We start from the raw sequence: 12,642 nt of genomic DNA on the forward strand, positions 1-12,642 counted from the left end.
CTTCACGGGAAATTCTTGCTCAAAACGCCGCCGCCCCCTCGCAGCGGCATTTGTGCCGGGCGGATGGCGGCACGTGTTTGAACCAACGGGACCGGTGCACCATGTGACTTGAGACACTGAAGCAAGCATGACCCCGTGATCACCGCAGCTTCGAAGTCACACCGGTCCCGGCGCTGCCCTCCGCTTGGCCGGAAAGGCAGTGAACACGAGCACGGACCATACTTATATAACCGCTCCCGGTCTTACCCGTGAAGGCGCAGGACCAGTCTTGGCGGCACACGCAAGGTCCCGACACAAAACCGCGCGACGGTCTTGCGCAACTCGCGGATCATTCCACCGGAAAAGGGCGGTTCGGGGCATACAGCGGCAGAGCGCAGGAACACCATGCGTGAGCGGCCGATACGCTTGGCCAGATCCATGTCTTCCATTTCAGGCAAGGGCTTGTGGCCGCCAAGCGCCTCGTAAAAACTGCGATGTATCAAGAGCCCCTGATTGCAGTAGGGCATGCCGAGAAGCTGCGAGCGGGCAACCGCAAAGCTTTCGGCAAGCCGCGCCTGCAGGCCGTAGGCGTCATACCGCAGCCGGAACGCAGCTGCCAAGCGGTGGGCCGATCCGCTTCTCTCGGCCCGCTCTATGAATGTCGCCGCCTCATGGAACCATCCGGTCTCCAGAACCGCATTCGGCGGCAGAAACAGTAACCAGTCCCCCCGGCGCGCCTGACGCGCGCCCATGGCCCAGCGTTCGCCGCGGTTGCTTGGGCTCTCAAGCCAGACGCAGCCAGCCGCATCGGCAAGCAGCCTGCTGTTGTCATCGGATTGGGCATCGACGACGACAACTTCCTTAACCACGCCTTCAGCCGCCGCAGGCACCAGAGCCCCAAGGGTATGGGCCAGATCCGGTTCGGAATTATGACTGTTAATAATGACACTGATCATGCTTCCTTCTTAGCGCCTTTTTTTGCGCAGGGCGAGATCAACAGTCTTGCATTTGTCAAAGTTTACTAGCATGTTCTTTTTATGTTCTCACTTTGGAGCCCTCATGAACCCTGTGCAAGCCGCGGCCTCGCCCGAGTGCGCCGAACCAACGAAACCCTATGAGGTTCAAGAGCACCGCCGCCGGGGGCGCGGCAGCGCCTTGAACATGGCCGGACGCTTTGAAAGAACAAATATAGAACAATTTGATGACGGCTGGGACAGCACAGAGGATCTGCCATCCGCACAGACGGACGTCCAGGAAGAACGCGCCCGCACGATCATCACCCGCAACGAATCGCCCGACCTGTCCTTTGACCGCTCGATCAACCCCTATCGCGGCTGCGAGCATGGCTGCATCTATTGTTTCGCCCGTCCAAGCCATGCCTACATGGGCCTGTCGCCGGGGCTCGATTTCGAAACCAAACTGTTTGCCAAGCCGAATGCGGCCGAGCTTCTGGAACGGGAACTGTCACGGCCGGGCTATGTCCCAAAGCCGCTCGCGATCGGCACCAACACCGACCCCTATCAGCCGCTTGAACGGCGCTACGAATTGATGCGCGGCATTCTGGAAGTGCTCAACAGGTGCAATCACCCGGTCGCGATCGTGGCCAAGTCAGCCCTGATCACCCGGGATGCGGATATTCTGGCGGATATGGCTGCCCGCAATCTCGCCAAGGTCGCAGTCTCCGTCACCACGCTCGACCGCAAGCTTTGCCGGACCATGGAACCGCGCGCCTCAGCACCCCACAAGCGCCTGTCCGCGATCCGGACCCTGAGCGAGGCGGGCATCCCGGCATCGGTGATGATGGCGCCGGTCATTCCTGCACTCACCGACAGCGAGATCGAGAAGATCCTTGAAGCTGCCAGGGACCATGGCGCGGAAGGGGCGGGTTTCGTGCTCTTGCGTCTGCCGCGCGAAGTCTCCGAACTGTTTCGCGACTGGCTCTTGCGCAACCGGCCGGGCAGCTACCGCCATGTAATGAACCTGATCCGCTCGATGCGCGGCGGCAAGGATTATGATGCGCAATGGGGCGCCCGGATGCGCGGCGCCGGTCCGTATGCCGACCAGATCGCCAAACGTTTCTCGCTGGCTGCAAAGCGTCTGGGCCTCAACCTCAAGCGCCACAAGCTGGATGCAACGGCGTTCGTTTCTCCACAAAAAGGCGGGGTTCAGCTGGATCTGTTCTGATTGGATGCTTGCCGGACCGGGCCTTCATTGGCAGTGTCCGGCCATGAACCAGATGTCTGCCGGTCTCTTCGACCTTCCCTTCCCCGAGACACCGGATGCGGTGCTGGAGAAGAAACACGCAAAATCCTGCAATTTCCGTTTGGCCGGTGTCGATGAAGCCGGGCGCGGGCCCTGGGCCGGTCCGGTGGTGACTGCCGCCGTGATCCTCGACTATGACAATCTTCCCGGTGGGCTGAACGATTCCAAAAAGCTGACCGAAGCCCGACGGGAAACCCTTTTCGACGCCATCATGACCTCTGCCCATGTCTCGATCGCAACCGCCTGCCCGCAAACGATTGATGACAGGAACATCCGCGCCGCCACCCTGTCGGCAATGGTGCACGCCGTCAACGGCCTGGCGCCCAAACCGGACTATGTCCTGATCGACGGACGGGATGTGCCGCCGGGTCTTGATCAACCGGGACAGGCACTGGTCAAGGGCGACGGCCGGTGTCTTGCGGTCGCTGCCGCCTCGATTGTCGCCAAGGTCGCACGGGACCGCATGATGGTCCGGCTCGGCGCGCTTCGGCCCGAATATGCATTCGAGGCCCACAAGGGCTATGGGGTTCCACGGCATCAGGCCGCGCTTGCCGAATTCGGCCCGACCCGTCATCACCGGATGTCGTTCAAGCCGGTGCGCGAGTGCAAGACTTGAAAACAAAAAAGCGGCCCGGAAGGCCGCTTTTCAAACATCGCGAGATTGGCCGCGGCTGATCAGTTCAGCTGCGTCTTCACTTCGCCGATGCTCTTGGCAACGATATCGTCGGCAAGCTTGTCCTTGACCTTACCGGACAGGATTTCACGTGCTGCGGCCACAGAAACGTCGGCAACCTTGGCCCGCACTTCGGCAACAGCCTGCGCCTCGGCCTGAGCAATTTTTCCCTCGGCCGCTTTGGAGCGGCGGGCAATCATTTCCTCAAGAGCCTGATTGGTCTCGAAGGCCATACGATCCGCTTCCACCTTGGCCTCGGCAATGATCGCCTCGGCTTCGGCTTCGGCTTCCGACCGCTTCTTCTGGAATTCGGCCAGAACGGCTTGAGCCTCTTCGCGCAGCTTGCGCGCTTCTTCCAGTTCCGTCCGGACGTCATCGGCCCGCTTATCGAGGAAACCGGCAACCATTCCCGGAACCTTGAGGTAGAAGATCAGCGCAAAGAACAGGATCAGAGCAACCAGCGCCCAAAATGATGCGTCCATGAATGCTCTCCTAGTTCATCACGGACTTGACGGCATCCGTCAGGTCCTTGTCTGCCGGAGCTTTTCCGATCAGCGCTTCAACCAGTGTCGACGTTGTCTCGCTGGCGATCGCGCTCACCTGGGTCAGCGCACCGGTCTTGACCTTTTCGATCTGGGCTTCAGCCTCGGCGAGCTTCGCGCTCAGGTCGGTTTCGGCACGCTCGCGGCGCGCTTCCTGCTCGGCCTTCAGTTTGTCACGGGTGTCCTCGACGAGGCCATGCGCCTTGGCCCGGGCTTCTGCAAGCGCTTGCTCGTAGGCCGCAATGGCCTCGTCAGTTTCCTGCTTCAACCGGTTGGCCTCGGAAATGTCACCGGCGATACGGTCCTTACGATCTTCCAAGATGCCGGCAATGCGCGGAACAGCCACGTTCTTCATGATCCAGTAGAACAGGGCGAAGGTAATCACCAGCCACAGGATCTGCGAGGGGTAGGTTGTGTGGTCGAACGGAGGGAAAGCTCCCCCGAGTTCATCCGCCGGAATTTCGAATCCCGTATTCGTATGTTCGGCGTTGCCTGCCATATCCTATCTCCAAAATCCGGCTAGAGCGGCGCTTGCGCCGCCCGCCGGAGTCGCGTCGGTAACTCGAATATCAGTCGAGATCAGACGGCGAAAAGGAGGAGAAGCGCGATCAGCAGGGAGAAGATGCCGAGCGCTTCGGTCACGGCGAAGCCGAAGACCAGACGGCCGAACTGGCCATCAGCAGCACTCGGGTTGCGCAGTGCGCCGTTGAGGTAGTTACCGAAGATGGTGCCGAGTGCGATAGCCGCACCGCCCATGCCAAGGCATGCGATACCGGCGCCGATGTACTTTGCTGCTTCTGCGTCCATGACACGTGCTCCTAACGTAGTGTTTTGCAGATTGAACAGGCGGCGGATTTTCGCCGCTTGAGGGACTTGCTTAGTGCGACGGATGAAGGGCGTCGTTGAGATACATGCAGGTCAGGACCGTAAAGACATAGGCCTGCAGGAACGCAACGAGGAACTCCAGTGCGGTAATGGCAACCGTCATTCCAAGCGGAAGGATTGCACCGGCGGCCCCGACAGCGCCAGCGGCGCCCAGGCTCACAACGAAGCCGGCGAAAACTTTCAAGGTAATGTGTCCGGCCAGCATGTTCGCAAACAGACGAACCGACAGGCTGATCGGACGCGACAGGAAGGAAACCACCTCGATCGGCGCCACGATGATCAGCAGCAGCGGCGGCACGCCGGACGGCGCGAAAAGGTGGAAGAACTTGAAGCCGTGACGGACGATACCGTAGATCGTCACGGTCAGGATCACCAGCATCGCCAACATGAACGTCACGATGATATGGCTGGTCACCGTAAAGAAGTAGGGGAACATGCCGAACAGGTTGGCCGTCAGCACGAACATGAACAACGAGAATACGAGCGGGAAAAACTTCATCCCCTCGGTTCCCGCTGAACTTCGCAGCATGCCGGCCACAAACTCATAAAGCATTTCCGACATGGACTGCATGCGCGACGGGATAAGACCGCGTCCGCTGGTCGTGAAAATCAGAAATGCCGAGGCTCCGGCCACGGTCAGGACCATGAACAGCGAAGAGTTGGTGAAAGAGAAATCCATACCCCCGACTTCAATCGGGAACAGGTTTTGGATGTGAAACTGATGGATCGGATCGTTCGCCACCTGTCAGCCTTCTTCGCTCGTTCGTTTCAGGGCGCTTTCACGCGTTATGTTCATTTCGACTTGTCGTCGCGTTCTTTTGCAGTGGGTACTCTTGCTTCCGGTTCGGCGACACGTCCTGCCGCCCGCAACACATTCAAGACACCCGCAGCAAAGCCGATCAGCAAAAAGACAATCAGCCCGAAAGGCGTTGTCCCCAGCCAGTCGTCCACGAGCCAGCCCATCCCGCCTCCGACAACGATGCCAGCAATGAACTCCGAAGAGAGTTTCACAGCTTGCCCGTAGCCGGAACTGCCACCAGACTTCGGCTGCGCTTCGTGTTCTTCCGCAACGCGCCGTTCATCCAGCAACCGGGTCAACCGATCCCGCCGCTCCAACAACTCCGCTTCCGAAGGTTCCATGCCGCTTGTCTTGTCTTTGCCATTTTGCGCAGAGTTGCTCATGTGCTCCCCACACCGGCATTCAAGATCAGGCGCCGGAAATACCCCCGTGAGCCGCGCGCACAATAGTCGGCACCATTTGCCCTGTCAAGAACACCGCAACAATAGTTAAGTATTTGAAAATATTGATTTTAATTTGGTTCTTAACGGAATTCATGCTCCCGGTTGCCTTGGAAGCCCGTTTCTGAACGGCAATTCGGACAATCCCTTAGACGGCCTCGCGGTAGCTTTCAGCGGTTTCAAGGTCGACAGAAACCAGTTGTGAAACGCCGCGCTCCGCCATGGTCACGCCAAAAAGGCGGTTCATCCGGGCCATGGTAATGGGGTTATGGGTGATGACGACAAACCGGGTTTCAGTATTGCGCGCCATCTCCTCCAGAAGGTCGCAATAGCGCTCCACATTCGCGTCATCGAGAGGTGCATCCACTTCATCCAAAACACAAATCGGCGCCGGATTGGTCAGGAACACCGCAAAGATCAGGGACATGGCAGTGAGCGCCTGCTCGCCACCGGAGAGCAGTGTCATTGTCTGCGGCTTCTTCCCCGGCGGGCGCGCAAGGATCTCCAGCCCGGCCTGCAAGGGATCTTCTGAATCGACCAGCTGCAGCTCCGCCATACCGCCGCCAAAGAGATGTGTGAACAACCGCTGAAAATGGCCATTGACCACATCAAATGCGGCCATCAGCCGCTCCCGGGCTTCGCGGTTGAGGTTGGAGATCCCGGTCCTGAGGCGGCGAATCGCCTCGATCAGGTCGTCCCTTTCTGTGGTGAGTGTCGTCTTTTGCTCGTCAACTTCGCGCAGCTCCTCCTCGGCGCGCAGATTGACCCCGCCAAGACGTTCGCGTTCCGCCTTGAGCCGCTCCAGCTTCCGCTCTGTCGCCTCCACGTCCGGCAACGGAGCACCGTCCTTGATTCCGGCAAGCTCCGCAAGCCCCGAGACCGGGACACCCAGGTTCTCATCAATGCGGCCTTCAAGCGAGCGCTTCCGGTCCCGGGCAGCCTGCAAGCGCTCTTCCGCACGGACCTTTTTCTCACGCGCCTCCGACATCACCTCCAGCGCGGCCTTGGCTGCGCGATCCAGCTCCACAAGACTGCTTTCAGCCGACTGAAGCGCATCATCCTGCTGCTTCTTGTCGCCCTCGGCGCGGGAAATTGCCGACAGCAGGTCACGCCTTTTGATCTCGAGATCTTCCGGAGCCTCGATCAGTTCGGCACGCTCGTCCTCGGCTTCCTGCTGACGGGCCTTCAGGACTTCAATCTGCGCCTTTGCTCCAGAGGCACGGGTCTTCCAGCTGTCATATTCGCGCGCGATTGCCTCCAGGCGGCGATCCCGGACATGCTGATCCCGCAAAAGCCCCTCCGACACCGCCCGCGCCTCCGCCACGACGGACCGTGCCCCGGACATGTCTACCGTTAATTGCTCAATGACCTTGTCGAGACTGTCTGCGCGCGGTGCTTCTTCGACCCGCTCTTCGATCTCCGCCAGTATTTCCCGAGCTTCGGCGGCGTCTTCGGTCAGGCCGGCCGAACGTTCGGATGCAGCCTGCTTCTTCGCCAGAAGATGCGAGGCTGCCTTTTCGGCCGCGGCCAGTGCCTTGCGCTCGTTTGCGACCTCATGCTGCCGGTCCCGGACATGCGCACGGGCGGTTTGTTCGGTTTCGGCCGCCGCCGTCAAACGCTCGACCGCCCCTTCCAGCGCCTGATTGCAGGCCGCCACCTTATCCTGCGCGCCCGCTATTCCGGAGCGGACTTCGTTGAGGCGGTTTTTTTGTGCAAGACGTTGTGCTGCCGGGGTCGGCGCATCGGCGCTGATGACAAATCCGTCCCAGCGCCACAAATCCCCCTGCCTGGAGACAAGACGCTGACCGGGGCACAAATCCTTTTGCAACACCGCACCATCGGCCGCCTCGACCAGACCGATCTGGGAAAGGCGGCGCGCAAGGGCCCCGGGAGCTTTCACCAGCTCCGCAAGACATGTTGCCTTCCCGGGAAGCACGGGATCCTGATCCGATATTTCAGCCCCCGCCCAGCGCATCGGTGCCTCACCGGAGAGCGGCGCGTCGATTTCTTCCCCCAACGCGGCCCCAAGTGCCATCTCAAAGCCGGGCGTCACCTCGATCTGGTCCACAAGAGACGGCCATTCCCCCGCCTGTCCGGCGCTCAGGATCGTCTCCAGGGTGCGGGCTTCCGTTTCCATTCCGGACAAGATCTGTTGCGCCTCGAAAAGCGGTTTGCGCGTCTGCTCCTGATGCACGCGCGCCTCGCCTACTTCAAGCTCTGCCGCCTCGACGGCTGCCTCTGCTTCCAGTAGCCTCTCTTCGGCAATTTCAAGCGCTTCGGTCCGTGCTGTGACCCCATCAGCATCCGACAGCTCGGCTTCCACGTGCATCAAGGCAGCACGCGCCGTGTCGGCTTGTGCGGACAAGCGCTCGGCTCGCTGACGCGCCTCGCTCAGACGCTGCTCAAGCTGGCGTGATTCGGCAAGCGCACTGGCCCGTGCGGCCGACTGGTCGGCAAGCGCGCGCTCCAAACGGGCAACGGTCTCCTCGGCTTCGCCAAGTTTTTCGCGGGCAGCCTCGCCACGCTCCTGCACGGTTACGTTTTCTTCCAGAAGCTCGGCACGTTCATCCGTCAAGCGTTCGAGCACATCGTCATTTTCCAAGACAAGTCTCTGTTCGCGATCAACGTCCTCCGACAGCTGCGCAAGACGGCGATCAAGATCCTGAATGCGTTCCCTGACCCGCCTTTCCTCGGAATCAATCCCGTTCCGCGCAATCACAAGCCTTTGCAGGGCCGCAGCCGATGCAGCGGCCGCATCACGCAGCCCGGGCAGTTTGTGTGCTGCAATTGCCTGAACGCGCGCGGTTTCCGATTGAAGCCTTGTGGCCTCACGCAGCTCATGCTCGGCTTCGGCAAACTGGGTCCGGGCTGCCTGCAGCGCATTTTGCGCGTCGCTCCAGCGCAGATAGAGGATTGCGGCTTCAGCGGCCCTGATGTCTCCGGACAGGTTCCGGTACCGGGTCGCCTGGCGAGCCTGACGGCGCAGACTGTCAAGCTGTCCGTCGATCTGGCTAAGAATGTCTTCAAGACGTTCGAGGTTCTGTTCGGCCCCGCGCAAACGGATTTCCGCTTCATGCCGCCGGCTGTGCAAACCCGAAATCCCTGCCGCCTCCTCCAGGATCTGGCGACGGGCCGTCGGTTTTGCCGAAATCAATTCACCGATCTGTCCCTGACGCACCATTGCCGGGGACCGCGCGCCGGTCGACGCATCGGCAAACAGCAGCTGAACATCGCGAGCGCGAACATCCTTGGCATTGATCTTGTAGTTGGAGCCGGATTCACGCTCGATCCTGCGGCTGACCTCCAGCATGTCGGCATCATTGAAGGCCGACGGGGCGGTGCGGTCCTGATTGTCGAGAAAAAGCGTCACTTCGGCGGTGTTGCGCGCCGGACGGTTGAGGCTGCCGGAAAAGATCACGTCGTCCATCCCGGACGCGCGCATGTTCTTGTAGGAGTTTTCCCCCATGACCCAGCGCAGGGCCTCGACAAGATTTGACTTGCCGCAGCCATTGGGGCCAACGACCCCCGTCAGGCCGTTGCCAATGACAAATTCCATCGGCTCGACGAAGGACTTGAACCCGACAACCCGAAGTTTTGAAAATCTCATCGGCGCGCCTTCCCGCAGGAAACACGCGCCGTGCCGGTCACATACAAGAGCTTTGGCTGGCACTGGAAAACCGGTGCCAGCCGGTACGCATCAGAGCTGCTGATCGATGATTGTCTTGAACTCGTCAAACCTGAGCGCCCCTACATGCCTTTCGCCGTTCACGAAGAATGTCGGAGTTGAATTCACTCCGAACTCTTGCGCTGCACGATCACGAACGCCATTCACTGCGTCAAGCAGACCCTGGTTTGTCAAGCACTTCTCAAAGGACTCTTGTGTAAAGCCGATCTGCTTTGAGAAATTCAACAAGGAATTGTAAGGGTCATTGGTAAATGCCCAGTTGCGCTGTTCCTTGAACATCAAGTCAATGATGTCAAAATATTTATCTTCAGGTGCACAGCGCGCAAGCATGGATGCAGCTGCTGCGATCGGGTCGAGCGGGAATTCCCGGAAGATGTAGCGCACCTTTCCAGTGTCGATGAATTCCTTCTTGATCTGTGGCAAGGTCTCTTGGTCGAAATCAGCACAATGCCCGCAGGTCAAAGACGCATATTCGACGATCGTGACGGGCGCATCCGGATCACCCATGATCTTGTCTCCAAGCGGGCCCGGCTTCAAAAGGTCAGCCTCGTTCACGCTGTCGGCAAAAGAAATGCCTGGAACAGTCGCCGCGGCTGCGGCTCCGGCCAGAACGGTCGTGGTTTTGAGGAACTTTCTACGGGAAATGGTCACGAGCACTGATCCTGTCGGCTGAGATCCAATAATTCCGGGCGAAGCGCCCGAGCGTCCGCCAAGATGTGCCCGCTTCTGAAAACAACGTCAACTCACCTTGGCGGGAGCGAGACAACACCGGAATTGTGGCTTGACATGGGACAACCGGTTCATGCCCTGTTCAACCAGCATCAGAAACCGCAGTCACTTTTGATGGGTGCGGGCCGCAGCCCCTCGCGCGACAACCTGCTGTCCGAGTTTTTCAAGTGCCGATCGCAGGCGGTCGTTTTCCACACCTGACACGGTGTCTCGAATGCGGGCTTCTTCCGCGAGGGTCAGATTGCGCAAGGGCTTCGGCCGGCTTTTTGGCCGCGGTGGGGCAGCCTTTTGAACGATCTTGATACGTCCGACCGCAGCCCAGCCGTAAAAGGTGTTGATCCGCTCGATGACCTGCGGCAATTCGTGAGTGAGCATCAGCGCAGTCGCCCCGTCGGTGTGCACCAGCAAGGTCGCCGGTTCGCTCACAACTGTTCCGGATGCATCAAAACGCTCGCCGGTCCGGGGCCAGATCAACCGGTCCGGTCGGACACGCTCTGCATAACGCGCGCCGACAACATCGGGCCAGGCTTTCAGCAAATCGACGGAAGCAAAACCGCGCTTGCGGCAAACAGGATCCACGGCCCTGCCGACAAGTTCGGCAAGTGTCCTCGTTTTTCCGCGTGCCGCGGCTCCGGTTTTTGCCGTGATCGACGAGATTTTACCCCTCCGATTCTTCTCCAGCGTTTGCGTCTGGTCTCTATGTGAGGATTGAATACGACAGAACCAAGACTTAACCGTTAACACGCCTTGTTCTCGCTGGGTCAAAGGGACCTTTTCCCCAAGTTGTTCCCAGTTTCACTTGAAGTTGGCAAAGTTTCATTCACCTTGCCGCTCATGAATAAGCACTCCTCTTCTGAAGCCCTGCTCACCTGGTATGACCGCAACGCCCGGGACCTGCCCTGGCGTGTTTCGCCCGGAGACCGGAAACTCGGCGTCGTGCCGGACCCCTATGAAGTGTGGTTGTCCGAAATCATGCTGCAGCAAACAACTGTTGCGGCGGTGAAGGATTACTTTGTCAAGTTCAAGACCCGCTGGCCGACAGTCGCAGATCTTGCCGCGGCCGATGAGGCGGACGTGATGAAAGCCTGGGCCGGGCTTGGGTATTATTCGCGGGCGCGAAACCTGAAAAATTGCGCGGAGACCGTCGCAGAAATCCATGACGGCAGGTTTCCAAATACGGAAAAGGAACTCCTCGCCCTGCCCGGCATCGGCCCCTACACCGCAGCCGCGATCTCGACAATCGCCTTCGACAGCCACGCCGCCGTGGTCGACGGCAATGTCGAACGGGTTCTGAGCCGACGGTTCCAGATCGAAGACCCGTTGCCGGACAGCAAGACCGAGATCCGCGCCGCCATGCACAATCTGACCCCTCTGGACAGGCCCGGAGACTTCGCCCAGGCGGTGATGGATCTCGGCGCGACGATCTGCACGCCCAAGCGGCCTGCCTGCGGACTGTGCCCGTGGCTGGAGGAGTGCACCGCGCGCAAGTCGGGCCTTCACGAAACCCTACCCCGCAAGGCCCCGAAAAAGCAAAAACCGACCCGCTACGGTGCAGCCTTCGTGGCAAGACGCGAGACAGACGGCGCAGTCCTGCTCCGCCGCCGCCCGCCAAAAGGCCTGCTTGGCGGCATGAGCGAAGTCCCCGGCACGGAGTGGCATGAGGACTTCGATGCGGCCAGCGCGGTGCAATCAGCCCCGCTTGCCTCATCGTGGCGGCAGCGCAGCGGCGAGGTGAAACACACATTCACCCATTTTCACCTCAAGCTGACGATTTACCAGGCTCTGATCCCGGCGTCTCACCCAATCCCGGACGGATGCTGGTGGTCCAAGCCGTCCGAACTTGAAGACGAAGCCCTGCCGACCGTGATGCGCAAGGCTGTCGAGTGGGCAAGAGGATAGAACTGCAAAAAATGCCAATATTGATGAAGCGCTTACCGGGGCCGGAAGCGCTTCATCGTGGTATTTCCGCCCAATCACGCGCCTGCCTGAAAAATAATTGTCAAATTACAAAAAAATACGGTTCACAGGTTAATCCAAGGCTGGACCTTCAATATAGAATAATTCTAAACTGCGCGCACTGCGGATCCCGCGAAGGAGGCATTTCGCCATGAAAGGCAATGAAAAAGTAATTGAGCGCCTGAACGAGGCATTGTTCCTGGAGCTTGGCGCCATCAACCAGTACTGGCTGCACTACCGCCTTCTGGATGATTGGGGCTATACCCGGTTCGCGAAAAAGGAGCGGGCCGAATCCATTGAGGAAATGGAGCACGCGGACAAGATCACGACCCGCATCATTTTCCTGGAAGGGCACCCGAACCTGCAAAAAGTCGCTCCGCTTCGCATCGGCCAGAACCTCAAGGAAGTTCTGGAATGCGATCTGGCCGGCGAATACGACGCCCGCGCATCCTATTCCAAGTCGCGTGAGATCTGCCGCGAAGAAGGCGACTACGTGTCGATGCATCTGTTCGAGGAATTGTTGAGCGACGAGGAAGGTCACATCGACTTCCTCGAAACCCAGCTGGAACTTCTGGAGCGCATCGGCGAAGAGCGCTACGGCCTGCTTCAGGCGGCCCCTGCCGACGAAGCCGAATAATCATCCGGCACAAGGCTTTGACAAGAAAAACCGCACGCTGATCAGCGTGCGGTTT

General features: G+C 59.6%; 13 protein-coding genes. 4 read left to right on the top strand and 9 right to left on the bottom strand.

All coding sequences use genetic code 11. The annotated features are described in order from the left end of the window. Nucleotides 1-242: 242 nt before the first annotated feature. A complete protein-coding gene (locus E1297_RS08440) occupies nt 243-935 on the bottom strand; it encodes a glycosyltransferase (RefSeq protein WP_155136532.1) in 693 nt (230 codons plus the stop codon). Nucleotides 936-1,038: 103 nt separating this feature from the next. On the opposite strand from E1297_RS08440, the gene E1297_RS08445 reads away from it, so the two are divergent. Then, nucleotides 1,039-2,163: a PA0069 family radical SAM protein gene (locus E1297_RS08445; protein ID WP_256372702.1), complete on the top strand. Its 1,125-nt coding sequence runs from the start codon at nt 1,039-1,041 to the stop codon at nt 2,161-2,163. Between the two features lie 43 nt (nt 2,164-2,206). Beyond that, nucleotides 2,207-2,857 (top strand): ribonuclease HII, encoded by a 651-nt coding sequence (locus E1297_RS08450; protein WP_155136538.1) that lies wholly within the window; start codon nt 2,207-2,209, stop codon nt 2,855-2,857. Nucleotides 2,858-2,916: 59 nt separating this feature from the next. On the opposite strand, the gene E1297_RS08455 is transcribed toward E1297_RS08450, so the two are convergent. The 8 genes from E1297_RS08455 to E1297_RS08490 all read right to left on the bottom strand — a co-directional run bounded on the left by E1297_RS08455 (nt 2,917) and on the right by E1297_RS08490 (nt 10,675). Further along, a complete protein-coding gene (locus E1297_RS08455) occupies nt 2,917-3,396 on the bottom strand; it encodes an ATP F0F1 synthase subunit B (RefSeq protein WP_155136541.1) in 480 nt (159 codons plus the stop codon). Between the two features lie 10 nt (nt 3,397-3,406). Beyond that, nucleotides 3,407-3,955 (bottom strand): F0F1 ATP synthase subunit B, encoded by a 549-nt coding sequence (locus E1297_RS08460; protein WP_155136544.1) that lies wholly within the window; start codon nt 3,953-3,955, stop codon nt 3,407-3,409. Between the two features lie 80 nt (nt 3,956-4,035). Next, the gene (locus E1297_RS08465) at nt 4,036-4,263 is read right to left on the bottom strand and encodes a F0F1 ATP synthase subunit C (RefSeq protein WP_155136547.1); all 228 of its coding nucleotides are present in this window, start codon (nt 4,261-4,263) and stop codon (nt 4,036-4,038) included. Nucleotides 4,264-4,333: 70 nt separating this feature from the next. After that, entirely contained in the window at nt 4,334-5,083 is a 750-nt protein-coding gene (locus tag E1297_RS08470; RefSeq protein ID WP_368669491.1) for a F0F1 ATP synthase subunit A, read from the bottom strand. Between the two features lie 50 nt (nt 5,084-5,133). After that, complete coding sequence (locus tag E1297_RS08475) at nt 5,134-5,523, bottom strand: AtpZ/AtpI family protein (RefSeq protein ID WP_155136550.1); 390 nt, start codon at nt 5,521-5,523, stop codon at nt 5,134-5,136. Between the two features lie 205 nt (nt 5,524-5,728). Continuing rightward, on the bottom strand, nt 5,729-9,187 hold the full coding sequence (smc, locus tag E1297_RS08480) for a chromosome segregation protein SMC (protein WP_155136553.1): 3,459 nt from the start codon (nt 9,185-9,187) through the stop codon (nt 5,729-5,731). Between the two features lie 90 nt (nt 9,188-9,277). Beyond that, nucleotides 9,278-9,916, bottom strand: coding sequence for a DsbA family protein (locus tag E1297_RS08485; RefSeq protein WP_368669492.1), 639 nt, complete (start codon nt 9,914-9,916; stop codon nt 9,278-9,280). A gap of 183 nt (nt 9,917-10,099) precedes the next feature. Further along, nucleotides 10,100-10,675 carry a DUF721 domain-containing protein gene (locus E1297_RS08490; RefSeq protein ID WP_155136569.1) on the bottom strand — a complete coding sequence of 192 codons (576 nt, stop codon included), beginning with the start codon at nt 10,673-10,675 and terminating at the stop codon, nt 10,100-10,102. Nucleotides 10,676-10,828: 153 nt separating this feature from the next. Between E1297_RS08490 and mutY the strand changes: the two genes are divergently transcribed. Together mutY and bfr are read left to right on the top strand one after the other, a co-directional pair. Next, a complete protein-coding gene (gene mutY, locus E1297_RS08495) occupies nt 10,829-11,893 on the top strand; it encodes an A/G-specific adenine glycosylase (RefSeq protein WP_155136556.1) in 1,065 nt (354 codons plus the stop codon). Between the two features lie 208 nt (nt 11,894-12,101). Next, nucleotides 12,102-12,587 carry a bacterioferritin gene (gene bfr / locus E1297_RS08500; protein WP_155136559.1) on the top strand — a complete coding sequence of 162 codons (486 nt, stop codon included), beginning with the start codon at nt 12,102-12,104 and terminating at the stop codon, nt 12,585-12,587. The last annotated feature ends 55 nt before the right edge of the window (nt 12,588-12,642 follow it).

Source organism: Roseibium sp. RKSG952 (genome assembly GCF_009711355.1).

What these genes read in the sequence shown, in the direction of transcription:
- E1297_RS08440 (WP_155136532.1), bottom strand. Translation starts at nt 935, where the DNA reads ATGATCAGTGTCATTATTAACAGTCATAATTCCGAACCGGATCTGGCC.
- E1297_RS08445 (WP_256372702.1), top strand. Translation starts at nt 1,039, where the DNA reads ATGAACCCTGTGCAAGCCGCGGCCTCGCCCGAGTGCGCCGAACCAACG.
- E1297_RS08450 (WP_155136538.1), top strand. Translation starts at nt 2,207, where the DNA reads ATGAACCAGATGTCTGCCGGTCTCTTCGACCTTCCCTTCCCCGAGACA.
- E1297_RS08455 (WP_155136541.1), bottom strand. Translation starts at nt 3,396, where the DNA reads ATGGACGCATCATTTTGGGCGCTGGTTGCTCTGATCCTGTTCTTTGCG.
- E1297_RS08460 (WP_155136544.1), bottom strand. Translation starts at nt 3,955, where the DNA reads ATGGCAGGCAACGCCGAACATACGAATACGGGATTCGAAATTCCGGCG.
- E1297_RS08465 (WP_155136547.1), bottom strand. Translation starts at nt 4,263, where the DNA reads ATGGACGCAGAAGCAGCAAAGTACATCGGCGCCGGTATCGCATGCCTT.
- E1297_RS08475 (WP_155136550.1), bottom strand. Translation starts at nt 5,523, where the DNA reads ATGAGCAACTCTGCGCAAAATGGCAAAGACAAGACAAGCGGCATGGAA.
- smc (WP_155136553.1), bottom strand. Translation starts at nt 9,187, where the DNA reads ATGAGATTTTCAAAACTTCGGGTTGTCGGGTTCAAGTCCTTCGTCGAG.
- mutY (WP_155136556.1), top strand. Translation starts at nt 10,829, where the DNA reads ATGAATAAGCACTCCTCTTCTGAAGCCCTGCTCACCTGGTATGACCGC.
- bfr (WP_155136559.1), top strand. Translation starts at nt 12,102, where the DNA reads ATGAAAGGCAATGAAAAAGTAATTGAGCGCCTGAACGAGGCATTGTTC.